Source organism: Paraburkholderia sp. RL17-347-BIC-D (genome assembly GCF_046027915.1).
Lineage (GTDB): Bacteria > Pseudomonadota > Gammaproteobacteria > Burkholderiales > Burkholderiaceae > Paraburkholderia.
In genome coordinates this window covers 1-13,009 of sequence record NZ_JARESS010000103.1, presented here as the reverse complement: position 1 = coordinate 13,009, position 13,009 = coordinate 1, and the positions used below count along the sequence as shown (strand labels likewise).

General features: G+C 53.7%; 10 protein-coding genes. 5 read left to right on the top strand and 5 right to left on the bottom strand.

Going from position 1 to position 13,009, the window contains the following annotated elements:
- Window positions 1-77: 77 nt before the first annotated feature.
- From P0D96_RS46355 to P0D96_RS46345, 3 genes are all read left to right on the top strand, one after another.
- Window positions 78-728, top strand: coding sequence for an EVE domain-containing protein (locus P0D96_RS46355; RefSeq protein ID WP_408320902.1), 651 nt, complete (start codon window positions 78-80; stop codon window positions 726-728).
- A complete protein-coding gene (locus P0D96_RS46350) occupies window positions 721-1,251 on the top strand; it encodes a hypothetical protein (protein WP_408320900.1) in 531 nt (176 codons plus the stop codon). The genes P0D96_RS46355 and P0D96_RS46350 overlap by 8 nt, the downstream gene beginning before the upstream one ends.
- A 349-nt stretch (window positions 1,252-1,600) precedes the next feature.
- Entirely contained in the window at window positions 1,601-1,972 is a 372-nt protein-coding gene (locus tag P0D96_RS46345) for a YciI family protein (protein WP_408320898.1), read from the top strand.
- Between the two features lie 444 nt (window positions 1,973-2,416).
- On the opposite strand, the gene P0D96_RS46340 is transcribed toward P0D96_RS46345, so the two are convergent.
- The 3 genes from P0D96_RS46340 to P0D96_RS46330 all read right to left on the bottom strand — a co-directional run bounded on the left by P0D96_RS46340 (window position 2,417) and on the right by P0D96_RS46330 (window position 5,853).
- Window positions 2,417-3,481: a hypothetical protein gene (locus P0D96_RS46340; RefSeq protein WP_408320896.1), complete on the bottom strand. Its 1,065-nt coding sequence runs from the start codon at window positions 3,479-3,481 to the stop codon at window positions 2,417-2,419.
- Between the two features lie 115 nt (window positions 3,482-3,596).
- Entirely contained in the window at window positions 3,597-4,259 is a 663-nt protein-coding gene (locus P0D96_RS46335) for a hypothetical protein (RefSeq protein WP_408320895.1), read from the bottom strand.
- 604 nt (window positions 4,260-4,863) lie between these two features.
- Window positions 4,864-5,853, bottom strand: coding sequence for a histone deacetylase family protein (locus P0D96_RS46330; RefSeq protein ID WP_408320893.1), 990 nt, complete (start codon window positions 5,851-5,853; stop codon window positions 4,864-4,866).
- Between the two features lie 797 nt (window positions 5,854-6,650).
- Here P0D96_RS46330 and P0D96_RS46325 point away from each other — a divergent pair.
- Together P0D96_RS46325 and P0D96_RS46320 are read left to right on the top strand one after the other, a co-directional pair.
- A complete protein-coding gene (locus P0D96_RS46325) occupies window positions 6,651-7,835 on the top strand; it encodes a hypothetical protein (RefSeq protein ID WP_408320891.1) in 1,185 nt (394 codons plus the stop codon).
- A gap of 55 nt (window positions 7,836-7,890) precedes the next feature.
- Window positions 7,891-9,426: a S1 family peptidase gene (locus P0D96_RS46320; RefSeq protein ID WP_408320890.1), complete on the top strand. Its 1,536-nt coding sequence runs from the start codon at window positions 7,891-7,893 to the stop codon at window positions 9,424-9,426.
- 478 nt (window positions 9,427-9,904) lie between these two features.
- Here the strand turns inward: P0D96_RS46320 and P0D96_RS46315 are convergent, their stop codons facing one another.
- Window positions 9,905-11,626 carry a pentapeptide repeat-containing protein gene (locus tag P0D96_RS46315; protein WP_408320888.1) on the bottom strand — a complete coding sequence of 574 codons (1,722 nt, stop codon included), beginning with the start codon at window positions 11,624-11,626 and terminating at the stop codon, window positions 9,905-9,907.
- Window positions 11,627-12,198: 572 nt separating this feature from the next.
- Window positions 12,199-12,669: a GNAT family N-acetyltransferase gene (locus P0D96_RS46310; protein WP_408320886.1), complete on the bottom strand. Its 471-nt coding sequence runs from the start codon at window positions 12,667-12,669 to the stop codon at window positions 12,199-12,201.
- Window positions 12,670-13,009 lie beyond the last annotated feature (340 nt).

Below are 13,009 nucleotides of genomic sequence, written 5' to 3'. Positions count from 1 at the left end.
ACCCTGACCCGCCGTTCAGACTTCGGCGACGAATGCCGGCTCTGGACTCTGACGGACTACCTGCAGGAGCTACATACATGAAAGAAAAAGATCGTCGCGAGACCATTCTAGAAGCGTTCCGCGGTTCGGAATTCAAATGGCGAACCTCTCAGGGCTTGGCAAGAGACACTGGAATCCCATTCCAAGAGGTTGCAGCTTTTTTGGAGCGATCATCCGATGTGGTGCGCGCGAAGAAGGCAAATGCACACGGGCAGACGCTATATTCATTGAAGTCGGGGCGATCGGAGGAAACCGCTCCACGTGTATTCCTTTTTCAAAGTGTCGTTGAGAGATATGACCTTCGGGAGAAGCTGGTTCCTGGCGTTCAGGATACCTGGTATGCCACACGATACAGGCGAGAAATGCGCCCGGGGGATTTCGTTTTCTTTTGGCTGGCGGGCAACCAAGGCGTCCGCGGCGTATATGGTTGGGGCAAACTGACGACCGATCCATACCAGAAGCCGGAATGGGACAGTTACGGTGTGGACGTCCAATACGAGGTTTCCTTCAGCAAGCCGATTCTCGCTGCTTCCTTGGAAGAAGATAATATTCTCCGGGGCATGTTGATCTTCCGCGCTCCACAAGCCACCAATTTTCTACTGTCGAGGGCCGAGGCCGAGTCACTTATTAAGCTTGTTCGCAAGCGAGGCGATAAAGCGCCGTCGATTGAGGGGCTGACTCATGTCTAATACACCCGATGCTCGCGCTTCCGTCATCGACGCTGTAAAAACGCCTCTGGGGTTTCTCGTCCTCGGGCTCCTAGTCGTGGATGGAACTGTAGCGGCATTAGCAATTCCCTTGAGCGAGTTTCGAACGCCCTTAGTTTGGACCATCATTTGCTCGGTGGCAGTGATGGTGGTCGTGGTTGTGGTTTTAGCAACGTTCCGCCCGGAGGCTTTGCGCGGTGACAGGCCATGGCAAGAGATTTATGCCAGTCAGCTGGCTGATGATCTTTTTATGGGCCTTGACGGCGCACTCGGCAATTTGGAACATGCCGAGCGCGTCGAGGCTTGGTTAACCGTCGCTGATGTCATAGCAACGACGAACGTTTCCGAAAAGAACTATCGCATTTTTAGTGCCGGTGTTGCGGCTCGTTTGACTAAACGGGCAAACCTCCAGAATCGAACGATGCGAGCGCGAGGTGCGGTCCAGGAGAAAGATACGGTGGAAGAAAGTTCGCAGACGCCCGTCGATGAAACGGGCGCTGATTGATTGCTTGATTCGGCAAATCAGGCTTAACGCGGCGGCGATCACCGGTCCTCAACCGCCGAGAGCGCGTCATCGGCATCCTGCAGGAGCGCGCCTTGCGAACGACCCAGCTAAGTGCGTCGCGACCGACCGCTTTTTAGCGGTGGTCAGCCCTATTGCCGAATCGCGCGATCGTCGCCTCCTGGCCGACCTCTGCCTCACGCGATCCGCATGTGCAGCACGAGCCCGGCGGTCGGCACCGCGCGACCCCAAAAGCAGACAGTCTGGCCAGACCCGCTACAAATTTTCAGAAGATTGTCGATTTTCGATCATCAGCTTCGTCGTCAGGTTATTCACACCCAAAGGATCTCCCATGAAATACCTCGGCTTTGCCTACTTCACGCCCGATAAATTCGCCGCGATGGCGCCAGACGACGTCAAGAAATTGGTGAGCCAATGCCCCGCATTGGACGACAAGATGCGGGCTACCGGCAAGGTACTGATTTCCGCATCGCTTGGCGATCTGGACAACTGGAGGACGCTCCGCCCGCGCAGTGGCAAGACGCACGTCACCGATGGGCCCTATACCGAGTCGAAGGAAGTCGTGGGCGGCCTGTTCATCATCGAGGCGGATACCCATGACGAGGCGTTGCGCATCGCCTCCATGCACCCGGCGGCCACGCTGGGCGAAGAAGGTGGATGGGCCGTCGAGCTTATCCCCGTGGATTTCTACTGGTCCCGATGAGGGCTTGGACGCGTGTCTCAAATATGCGTTGGCGCTCTGTTCTCAAACACCTTCACGGCTTCGTGAGTCATCGCGGCGATGCTACTTCTGGGCCGACCGGCGACGCCTGTGATCGACCCTTCTCTGCCGGTCAGGGATCGCGGCCCGAGCGACGTTCTCCGGAGTACTCCGGTCATTCACTGGCCGACGAGCCGGAGCGCGTCTTCGGGGTCCTCCGCGCAGAGCCTTGCCAACGGGTCATCATCATGTACGTCGACTGTCCTCTGAAGGCAGGGGTTGCTGGTTTGATCCCAGCCAGGCTGCCAACAAATGTCTATTAATTCTGAACTTATGCGAGTAGGGCCGGAGCGAGCTCGTTTGAGTACGGGATCGTACTGCGGCAACAAGAAAAGCGTCGACAATTTTCCGCAAGCGAGCTTGCAGCCGTGGTCGGCAAGCCGCATCCTAGAGGACACTTTCGCCCTCCTGAAACGGGTAAGCACGTTCCCCCGGAAGGAGGAAGACAGACGCAGCTGATTTTGGCAGTCCTAGTACCCACCGCGTCGACCGAGGGTTGTTAAGATACTCAAAGTTCTCGTGCAAATGGCGCGCGTACGTGACGGTCCCGTTCCGGCTCAGTGAATTCGTGAAGGGCGTGTAAGTTAACGAAGGGACGCTTTCTGGCGTATGACTGACAAACGACCTGTAAATATTGTTCGCTTCGTTCGCTCGTTTGACAAGGTCGTCGAATTTTCCGTTAGTCGCCCAGACGATCCTCGCCATAAAAAACAGCGAATGCATCATTGCAATTTGGGGTAATCCGGGACGCATTGACTGGCCGACCATTTCAAATGCGGCACGGTCTGCGGTCAACTCCATGTCACCGGCCTCTCGTCCGGATAAGTCTTCATTCAAAACGTGTCCAAGTTCGTGAAGGATCACGGACCGATAGCTCCATTTTATAAATTGGTCGTAGAGCATGTTTCTATGTCTTTCATAGGCCGCCGCTGAATCGGACCCAGGGTGCTGCGCAATGAAGCGTGCATAACCACCTTCGAACGTTCGCAATGTCCAACTGCGCTGCTCCTCTTTGCTTATTGTTGGCATAATTCCAACGCAGTCTTCACTGAAATTCTCGTGCACGAGTACATAAAGATAGGAGTTGAACTCACAATACCCCCGACGCTGTCTTACCAATCTGTCCTGCAGGTAATTTAAATAAGCTTCAGCCATTTCATTCTCGGTCTTACCAAAGATTTTACTGGCTGAATCCGGATAAACAAACGTGAGAAGCGCGCGCGCGGCAACGTAGCTTTCCAAGTATCCGAAGTTGCTCACGCAGAACCGGATCTCCGGGTCATCGTTGTCGTCTTCGACAGTGTAAGCTGGAGTCAGGGACGCGGCGCATACCTCATCCTTCGGCATCGTCGACAATATCAATTTCAATTTAACGCGTGTGAGAGGTTCGCTTTTTCCATTTCCAGCAGAAAATGCCAAGGCTTTCAGTGTAAGCCAATCGCGGTCAATCATATCTGCAAAGTCGCGCTGCCACTGCGGCGGGCTTGTTTCGGCATAAGTTTCTGCGGATGCGCATACGCACGTCCCCAAGACTAGGGAAAGCGCTAGCAGCGGCGGGTAAGCGCGCTCACTCAACCACATTAGTGCGCATTGCATCAAGCGCTTCGATTTCCTTTCGCTTCTCCATCGCTGCATCGAGGAAGCCGTTAGACCGGAGATTCTCTTCCTCACGTCTCAAAGCTTGTGACGCACTAGCGAGCGCCTGGCGCGCAACAGTGGAGGTGATATTTTCGTTTTGACCTCCGAACATAACAATTACATGAGTTCGCTTGACTAAACATTTCGCATTGGAACTAGTTTTATTCTCGTCTTTATCAACTTGAACAATTCGGGTGACTTCTAACCTCGACGATATAGCGGGCTGGGCAGCATTGAGCCATGTATATGGGGTACTGTAAATTGGCACATGAGGCCCGCCGCGCTTGAACTGGGTGGGACCGCGTAACTCTGCTTGGGGGCTAGTTGCCGAATTCCCAACTTGCACCGGGCGATCGACCAGTTTCACTAATAACCACATACCAAACAGCGCAAAAAATACGCCGGGGCCCGCAGCTGCGAGCTTGAATTTGCCTTGCTTAAGGACGGCGGAGCCTTCAGTTTTGGAAAGAATTGCGTCTTTATATAATCGCCATCCGAGAAAGATGCAGAGAACCCCACCGGCCGCGGCAATAATTAGGACAATACTTCGGGCCGCCACGACGACGAGGTCGACTGAATCGCACGCATCCATGAACTGCCCCTGAAAGCATGATCTCAATGAGTGGAGCGAAGGTCAGCTTTCACCCACTTCTAGCATCTTAGTACATGCCGATGACGTGCCACGGAATTTCGGACCAACGGCGCATCACCACTCAACCTCAAACGCTACAAAACGCCAATCGAGGATCTATGTTTTAGGTCCTCGCAGGGCCACTGACGATCATGGTGGCGAGCTTGAGCACTTGCGCGACGGTCGGGACGGCTCACGTGTCTACTTGGCACACATGGCCGCTAGGACAATCCATGTCGGAGGAGCGGACTGCCCGCGCGGGCCCAACCTTGAGGCTGTTGAAACAGAGTTTTGCGCGCAACATTCTACGTCGCGCTCAGTGACCGGTGACTCCCTCTGTATCCCGTTATGCCATTCAGCGGGCGGCAGGTGTGGTTGGACACGATACCTCGTCGAGTGCAAAAAATAGGATTGGCGCCTTCTTGCCATTCTCGACCGCGAGCATCGGGCCGCTGTCCGTAATCAAGCAACTGTTGGCCGGCTCGTATCGGCCGACCGCTTCGTGGTCTGGAACGGACGCCTGAAAGCCCGAGCCACTTGCAGGCGAATGGCGGTTCCTTGCCGGTCACGGCCGGAAGTCACTGCGTAGACCGGTAACCTGTGAGTCTGATCGGTTGACCTCAACATTCATTAAGGCACGGACATGTGCCATCGTGCCAGTGGCCAGGGCCTCCAGGCTATAACCCCCTTCCAGAATCGAAACGATGCGCCCCTCGCACGTCGCATCGGCAATACGCATCAACTCATTGGTAATCCAACGAAAATCGCTGTCCTCGAGGTTCAGGCTTGCGAGCGGGTCCAGGCGATGCGCGTCGAAGCCTGCCGAAATGACGATGAGTTGGGGGCTGAACTGGCGTACCGCCGGCAACATGTCGGACTCGATCTGTGCACGGAAGAGTGCCGAATCACATCCTCGGGGCAACGGGACATTGACAATGTTGTGGTTCACGCCGGTCTCGGATGCGGCGCCCGTACCGGGATACAAGGGCGATTGGTGGCTGGAGGCGTAAAACAGCTCCGGGCGGCTGAAAAATGCTGCCTGGGTGCCGTTGCCGTGATGGACGTCGAAGTCGACGACCGCGACGCGCTCCAGCTTGTGTACTTCATGAGCGTAAGCCGCAGCGATTGCAGCCTGATTGAAAATGCAAAAACCCATTGCCCTCGCTGGCTCGGCGTGATGACCACACGGACGCGTGGCGCAAAACGCGTTCCGCGCCTGCGCGTTGATCACCGCATCGACGCCGGCACAAGCCGCGCCGACGCAGCGCATCACGGCTTCCCACGAGCCCGGCGACATCACCGTGTCGCCCGCATCGAGCGGCACATAACCCCGCTGCGGGGCGATCTCCGCGACCGCATCGACGAAGGCCTGGTCGTGGATCAATTGCACCTGATCGAGTGTGCCCATCGGTGCATCGCGCCATTCCAGCGCCGCAAATTCCGGCGACTGCAACGCGCGCAGCACGACCTTCAGACGTTCCGGCGATTCCGGATGGTCAGGGCCCGGGCGATGATCCAGACACGCAGCATGGGAAAAAATAATGGTAGTCGTCATTTACATTGATACGCGGCGCAGACCGCGTCGTCTCCTTATTGCCGGTGCACTCGCAGCTGCCAGAGTGCATAACGCGGTAGTGGCCCGCCTCATCACCCCGCCCCAAACCTTCTGACTGCAAGAAGCAAGCATACGGCCGCACGTACTTTCACGATAGTTAGACATTGCTTGAAACATCATAGGCGTTCGCTTATGGATCCGCCCGTGGCTTGTGTGCAATCGGTTTTTCCACGTCGCGACTACTCTGGAGTCGAGCAACGGACGTTAATGGCCGAGTTCGCAAGTGCTGATCTGGCCGGGCTCCGCGATCGTCGGCCTGCACCGACTTCCGCACTCGACCCACTTCTGCCATTCGGTAGGACGATGACCGAACGGCTGTTCAACAAGGGTCAACGGTCACTTGCGGTGCTCGGTGCACTCAACAGCTATCCGTCTCGATTACTTAAGTGCGAGGAATTTCCGCACCCCGATAGGGCTCTCAACTCGCACGTTGTACCACGATCGCATTAGCTGTCCGAAACAGCGCATCTAGCAGGATGTGTGTGCTAGCGCACAAATTGGTTCTAGTAGAACATTGAATAACGCTAAATTTGAACCATGCTAATTTGGACCTTGCTTTCTCTCTTGGAGTTTTTTTAGATCGCAGATTGTTAGTTCGCATCCTTTACAAATAAAATTTTCGTTGTATCGCAGCGATCGAAGTAATTCAAAGCAACGTTATTCGCGTCGCAACAAGATGACCGCTTTCTCTTCATGTCATTTGTGGTTTGAGCGGACAAGTTGTAAAGGATACGAACATGGTACTCAATCGCGTACAAGGCTGGATATCCCTCATCCTGTTGATGGCCGTCGAAGCTTGCGGTTCACCGAAGCTCGAGAATATTGACCTTGGAAAGGCGTGGGCTAAAAAACTGGCGCCTTACAATCTGGTCGCGCTATTCCCTCCCCGGAGTACCGTCGAGCCCGGGGATGTATACATCGTTTGCTCCAACCCGGACGACAATGTGCCGGCTGACAAGAAGTTTGAATCAGTTTTCCTCATGACCTTGCCAGGGTTTCATAGCGCGATGAGCGACTTCTTTACTTCTCGTCTCATATTACCTGAATCTCCTCAGGCAGCATCTGGAACGGTGGCCTTTGACGCATCTGAGACGCCAAGTGGAATCACCATCGGTAATAAGTGGACACGCCTCGGGCTCGTAAGTTTTCCAGAAGTATTCCAGACAGAGGGATCAGTCACGACCGCTGGAGGCGCTGCTCCGACGGGATTCGCCATTTTTGGTATAGGTGCGGAGCATAAAGCTTTATCTACCTACGTTCTCTCGATGCCGGCTGCTGAATGGGCAGGGCTGCCTTGGTTGACCGCTCAAACCACCGCACGTCAAGCCCTGGACAAACTCTCGAATGAACAGATGCGGCAGATAAAGGCTGTCTATGATCGCTTAAACGACAAGTATCAATCCGCCTGCGGAAAGGTGCGACTGGCATACGTATCAGAGGTTTATTACGCTCGTCATCTGACTCTGTCGTATGGTTCAGATAAGTCTGCTGCGATTGCCGCGCAGGCACGCCTGTACATAAATTCTAACCAAGCCCGATACAACGTCCAACAAGCAGCGTCAAACACAGTTGCAGCATCGGCGCCCGGCGCAGCATCGGCCGCCAGTGATGCAAATGTGAATCAAGTGAATGCAAACCTTGCCGCTGCAGCAGCAGGAGCAAACGCTGCAGCCAATTTGGGGCTACCTGGCGCGTCCTTAAATTCGGCATATGCTGAAACCGACGGCGTTTCCTTCGACTACAGCTTTGCACACCCAGTCGCGGTCGGAACCAGGCTGGGTGACCTGCTGGTTCAGTCCGACGGAAGCACCGTCAAGGTATCCGTCGACGATGGCGCTTCTCCTGTACCGGGTTACAGTAACCCTGCGCCGATGGCAGCATCGGCTGCGTTGGCAAGCCCAACCACCGATCAAGTTAAGTAACGTTCACTCTCGGGCAAAAACGTTCAACAGCAGTGAATCGTGTGCCGGAGATAAAATGATTAATATTCCAAAAATAGTCCAAGGTGCGATCATACTTATCGCGTTTTTTCTTGAACTTACCACCTCATCGCAAATTGCGATTTCGCAGGAGCGAGATCAGCGTCCCGTTACCGGCACGCTGTCGACACTCGACGAACCTGCGCGTGACATCCGTGATAGAAGCGACCTTGCTAAATCAAGGATTCTTGAATCATTGCACTCTCTGGGCGGTGTCCCCGCGAAGCGTGCCAAACAATGGGCGTCCCTTTCCACCACGCAGTTGTTCGAGCGCCTAGCGGTCAATCCACCAGTGGGTCCGTCAACAATAGCCGCAGTTACACCCGGTAGTTTGATCCCTATCCCGGCAATCAATGGACCTCAAAGTGGAACGACGACTGGGCACCCTGGCGTGGCTCTGCTACTCGCCAAGTTAGACGGCTCAGATGTCTTTGGTGCTCGCTGTACGGGAACATTGATTCGGCAAAACTTGGTGCTAACCGCCGCTCACTGTGCTTGTTTTTTTGATCAAGGGGCGAACTATCCATCAGGATCTACATGCATAAACGGCGGTGGAATGCTAGATCGCTCTCCGTTACTTCAAGAGGGACGATGGCTCGCATTTTTCCAGCACGTTGGAATAAGACGAATCCAAAAAGTCGAGATTGATGAGAATTATAACTTCTCGAATTCGCGGGTAAGCGATGACCTTGCCATTCTTGTTCTTTCATCTCCAATAACAGAGATTTCACCACCATCGTTCCCTCCAATGAGCAACGTCGCTCCGAATTGGTCAAGTGGCACTGCGATCGGATATGGATATAGCGCGCCTGCATTCAATCCAAGCGCTCCTGTTTTAACAGCCTTAGTCGAACCTGGTCTCAAATCCCAAGGAAGTCTGATCTCGACTAAATGCGATGCCCTTACGTACCTGAACGCATCGGCAAGTGTTTGCTCAAAGTACGGGTCTAGTCCTGGCTCTTCTCAGGCAACCGTTTGCCAAGGCGACTCAGGCGGACCGCTTTGGGAGTCAGGCGGGCAACTTAGTGACATTGGTATCACGTCGGGCCGCACCAACAGCGACTGCGCTGCTGGGGATGGGATTTCCTTTGGAATGTCCACAGCCTTTCAATCACATTCGGAATGGATTCAGAAGATGGAAAGAAAATACCCCACAGCTAACTCTCAGGGACAATGGCCCGTTTTCGGTGACAATCTCCGCTTTGTTGCTGATCGACGAAATGCACAGTTCTTCGATGCGACAGGTTCCTACCTTTCTGAAGGTTGGATAACTTTACCCGAGCGTCAAATGGTACTCGCCACAATCAATACGCCATCTCAGGTGACCGATTTTCAGTTGCAAGATCGCGCCGGTCGAGTTCTTTGTAAAGGGCTTGCCGGTTCACGGCAGAAAGTTCCTAATGCAGATTATTGCTGGGCTCTCATTCCCGCCGGAACGCAGTTTCGAGTGGTCGCGAGAGGTGAGGCAAAGAGATCCCTACAATACGTCGTCACAACGCACGCTGTAGAGACCACCTTCGATACTTTGCAATAGAAATTAGGGTTAGATCAATCTATAGGCATCCTCCACTCGCTCAGTACCGTAGTCGCTGGGCGGCTCATTCGGTGTCTCGTTGGCGTCTTCAGCTGTCGCTTCTGAAAGCCGTCTTGCGAAGGATGTTTGGGAGCAACAGACGTTCGAATGTCCACTGAAATCGCGGCGTGACGGTCGGCTCATGGCCGAACCCGGTCCGATGCTGAATGGATCACCGATCTGTCGCAGGCCGACCGGCGTCGGACTCAGTTCGACCCACAGGAGACGGCCGCTGCGCTCCATTGCGGCCGTTCGATCTCGACGTCTCCGCATATCACTCGATTCATGGATCGGTGTCGCAAAGAGCGCCCGTCTGCTCGCTTGCCGTCAGCTGGCGTCGGCTTCTCGGCTGCGTGCCTATTGCCGGCTTGGGCGCGGGCTTTTCAATGACGACCGTTGCACTTAAATATGCGCATCAACAACGCAATTTTCAACAAGCTTATTTGGACAGCTCTGCAAAAGCAGCGAGGATGTAAAAACTAAGCACCCACCCCGCGACCTTGTGAAAATAGAAGTAGTATTTCGCTGCCCCGTGAACTTCCACGTCCGTATAATGCTCCCCCTGTAGTTTTACCAGGGGAATTAACATATCAAAGCTGTATGCCAAACCCAAGGGATTTTGTTTATGTTTGGACTTCCTTCGAACTTGTCGTAATGCTGGGCCGCCCCCTAACTTCTGCGATTTGTAAGTAATCTTGGCGTTTCTTATAACGAACCGACCAACCAGACATAGGGCTATCGAAAAGCAAATGGGAAGGTACATTCGGTACCCGTAACCGACCAGTAGCCAAGACAGTACGAGATACGCGCAATACACCCAGAAGCCTGGCCCATCCTGGCAGGCTTGTCTTCGCTCTCCATTTTTGCCTTCAATACTGATTGCGGCTGCTGCCGTTTCCTCACCATGGCTTTTGAGGTACGTCACCATCTGTCGGTAAGGCTGCGCCTCGAATCTATGTGTGAAGCGCGCTCGCGAGCGCTTCAGCCAGCAACGGTACCAGTCGGTAGGGAATGACATTAACGCGAGCTCTCCAGAATTATCATCAGCGTTTGGGTCCAGCGGCTCAAACGTATAGGGTTCTATAACGTCATAGGTCAAACCATTGATATAAAGAAAGGTTGGCCATGATGCAAGACTAATGGGGGACGCGATAGTGCCAATATGGGCGTCCCGTAAATCAATCGAGGAGGTGGTTCTTTCTAGTATTGTGTCGCCCTTCCACTGCGTGGATGTAGGGCAGCCGCCGTCCCATTCATCCGAATCGTTCCCAATTGAGCTACTACCGAAGCCATAAACATTCAGGTAAAAAATTCCATCTACCTGGAGCCGGGGCGCGACCAGCGTCTGTAATGGGGATTTTTCCAGTAGAAACCAACCTTTTACGTGCATTGAATCTGCAAGCATTTTGGTGTTATCGCCCGACCTGACTAATAGTAGATTCCCTTCAATTTTCGCAAACCTCATGTCCAGATACAATTTAACGGCAGCATCACGGAGGGCCACGTTGTTATCGACCCTTGTCTCAGATAAGAAAATTGTTTTAAAAGACACATTTGACATGAAGAGGCGGTTGAAGTGTCCGCCGGTCAGGTTAATGACGTTGTCAGTCTTTGAAAGTGAATTAATTATCAGAAATTGGCCGTCGACTATCGCGTTTATTGCGCTTAGGCTTCCGACGATGTTGTCAAACAAAACGTCGCCTTTGATATGACTTCCGTTGAAGTTGGCCGGGATTGAAAACTGGGTGTCCTCGAATATCAGGGGGCCGTCGACGCTAGAATTTGCGAAAGACAATTCGTCCTGAAAGGTCATTTTCAGGAATTCGACTTTACTTGGAATGTGCGCGTAGCTTAAGTTTGCGTGGCCAGCAACCACAAATCCTTTGAAAGTAAGCCCCCTAGAAGGAAGGTTCTTTGTGTAAATGTCTTCAGACAGAATGGCTTTTAAAAACTTGCCGCTTATTTCAGACACGTGAAGTTGTTCTGAATCAGCGTACCCCGTCTTGCAAACTGCCATCCAAACCTTTGTCTCATCGTCACCCAAGCCTTCACCTGCGTGCTGGCACGATTCTTGTAATTTGGGAGGTTCGACTAGACGGGCCTGACCAGGTCCGCTAAACAGAAACGCTGTGAGCAAAACGAGGACGCGGAACGAGTTCATCGCAATCTCCAAACGCGCTTCAGTGAAACGCGAACCGGTGTCGTATCGTTAGTTGGGTCACGGCCGCCACGCATCCCAGAGAAGTTATCAGGTTGTATATCTGTCTGTGTTGTTATCTGCCGCTAACCCTCTGAGGTTAAAGTCCGCTCGCATACCTCGAACCGCTAAAACAAGAGAGGCGCGGTTTGACTTCTTTGCGAAAGACGGGTGGGATTCGTTGACCAGTAAGAGCGGTGAAAGACTTGATCGAGGTTGCGGCAAAAAAGGACTACTGAGTCGCCTGCCACTCACGACGACCAACTGGCAGCCCACTTGCTTTTCGGTCCTTGCCTTCTATTAATTGATGCAGGGACGGGTTTTGGGTCGGCCTGATTTCCGAGGGCATTTGAGCCGACGCTGGGTCATTTCTCTGCGCGTCGCCCTTCACGACGTACCGAGGCGTGACCTTGGTCGTGCGTCGATATCACCTGATTCCGCTGCTCTGCGGTTTGTCGACGATCTAGAGAGAGATGTCGAATGACTGGATTTGGCCGAGCCCGGCTGTTCCCGCTGGGGACACGGTGCCTGGAAGACTACGCATGCCGTTCCATAAGAGCCGGTGATGGCGAAGGTACAAGCACCAAAGTGGAAACCTTGCCGTCGTTTTCGATTTCGACAAAACCGATTCTGCTGTACCAGTTATAGGCAGCTCGGTTGCATACGAAGACATTCAAGTACAGCGTTTTTTGTAAGTAACTGGACAACGACATGACCTTGGCAATCGCTGCACTGCCGATCAACTTGTTTTGCATCTCTGGCACGATAGAAAGCATCCTCAGCCATACGAGATCTGGTTCGACGTCCCAGTGCACGAACCCCCATCGACTGCCTTCCCACGTAACTATTTGACAAGAGCCTTTGCGAAGGCTTTTTGCAAACCCCGCTTGCTGCAAGTCTTCGTCCCAGCCATACGCTGAGGTGACGAAACCTTTCATCGTTCGCCGGTACGTGTCAAATAGCCATTCCGAGTCTCCGGGTACGGCCAGCCGAAAATCCAGATTCATCACAACCGCCGATCGCGATAAGCAGGTCTTCGCCAGAGTACTGGAAAAGAGGGATCGGCATCAATCGGTTGGGGCCGGCGAACGCCGACGGATGCGGGCGGCCATTCACCGGACAGCTGAGTTACCGATCCGCTGCCGGGCGAACCTAGGCGCCCAACGAGCCGCCGGCACCTACTCTGATCACTCGAAGTGTCCGGCGCTCAATGGATGAAAACCGGTCGGCCCAGACGTTGAAGCCAGATTCCGGAGACAGCCCATATCAAACAGCCGCCGCAGTCTGACTGGTTAGCACGGGTAGCGGACAGGACAAGCTCTTTTACTCGTTCAACCTCGACAACCA

Bases quoted from the DNA above. Each gene is read 5' to 3' on its own strand.
- P0D96_RS46315 (WP_408320888.1), bottom strand. From the start codon at position 11,626: ATGAACTCGTTCCGCGTCCTCGTTTTGCTCACAGCGTTTCTGTTTAGC.
- P0D96_RS46320 (WP_408320890.1), top strand. From the start codon at position 7,891: ATGATTAATATTCCAAAAATAGTCCAAGGTGCGATCATACTTATCGCG.
- P0D96_RS46340 (WP_408320896.1), bottom strand. From the start codon at position 3,481: ATGATTGACCGCGATTGGCTTACACTGAAAGCCTTGGCATTTTCTGCT.
- P0D96_RS46345 (WP_408320898.1), top strand. From the start codon at position 1,601: ATGAAATACCTCGGCTTTGCCTACTTCACGCCCGATAAATTCGCCGCG.
- P0D96_RS46355 (WP_408320902.1), top strand. From the start codon at position 78: ATGAAAGAAAAAGATCGTCGCGAGACCATTCTAGAAGCGTTCCGCGGT.
- P0D96_RS46325 (WP_408320891.1), top strand. From the start codon at position 6,651: ATGGTACTCAATCGCGTACAAGGCTGGATATCCCTCATCCTGTTGATG.
- P0D96_RS46335 (WP_408320895.1), bottom strand. From the start codon at position 4,259: ATGGATGCGTGCGATTCAGTCGACCTCGTCGTCGTGGCGGCCCGAAGT.
- P0D96_RS46330 (WP_408320893.1), bottom strand. From the start codon at position 5,853: ATGACGACTACCATTATTTTTTCCCATGCTGCGTGTCTGGATCATCGC.
- P0D96_RS46350 (WP_408320900.1), top strand. From the start codon at position 721: ATGTCTAATACACCCGATGCTCGCGCTTCCGTCATCGACGCTGTAAAA.
- P0D96_RS46310 (WP_408320886.1), bottom strand. From the start codon at position 12,669: ATGAATCTGGATTTTCGGCTGGCCGTACCCGGAGACTCGGAATGGCTA.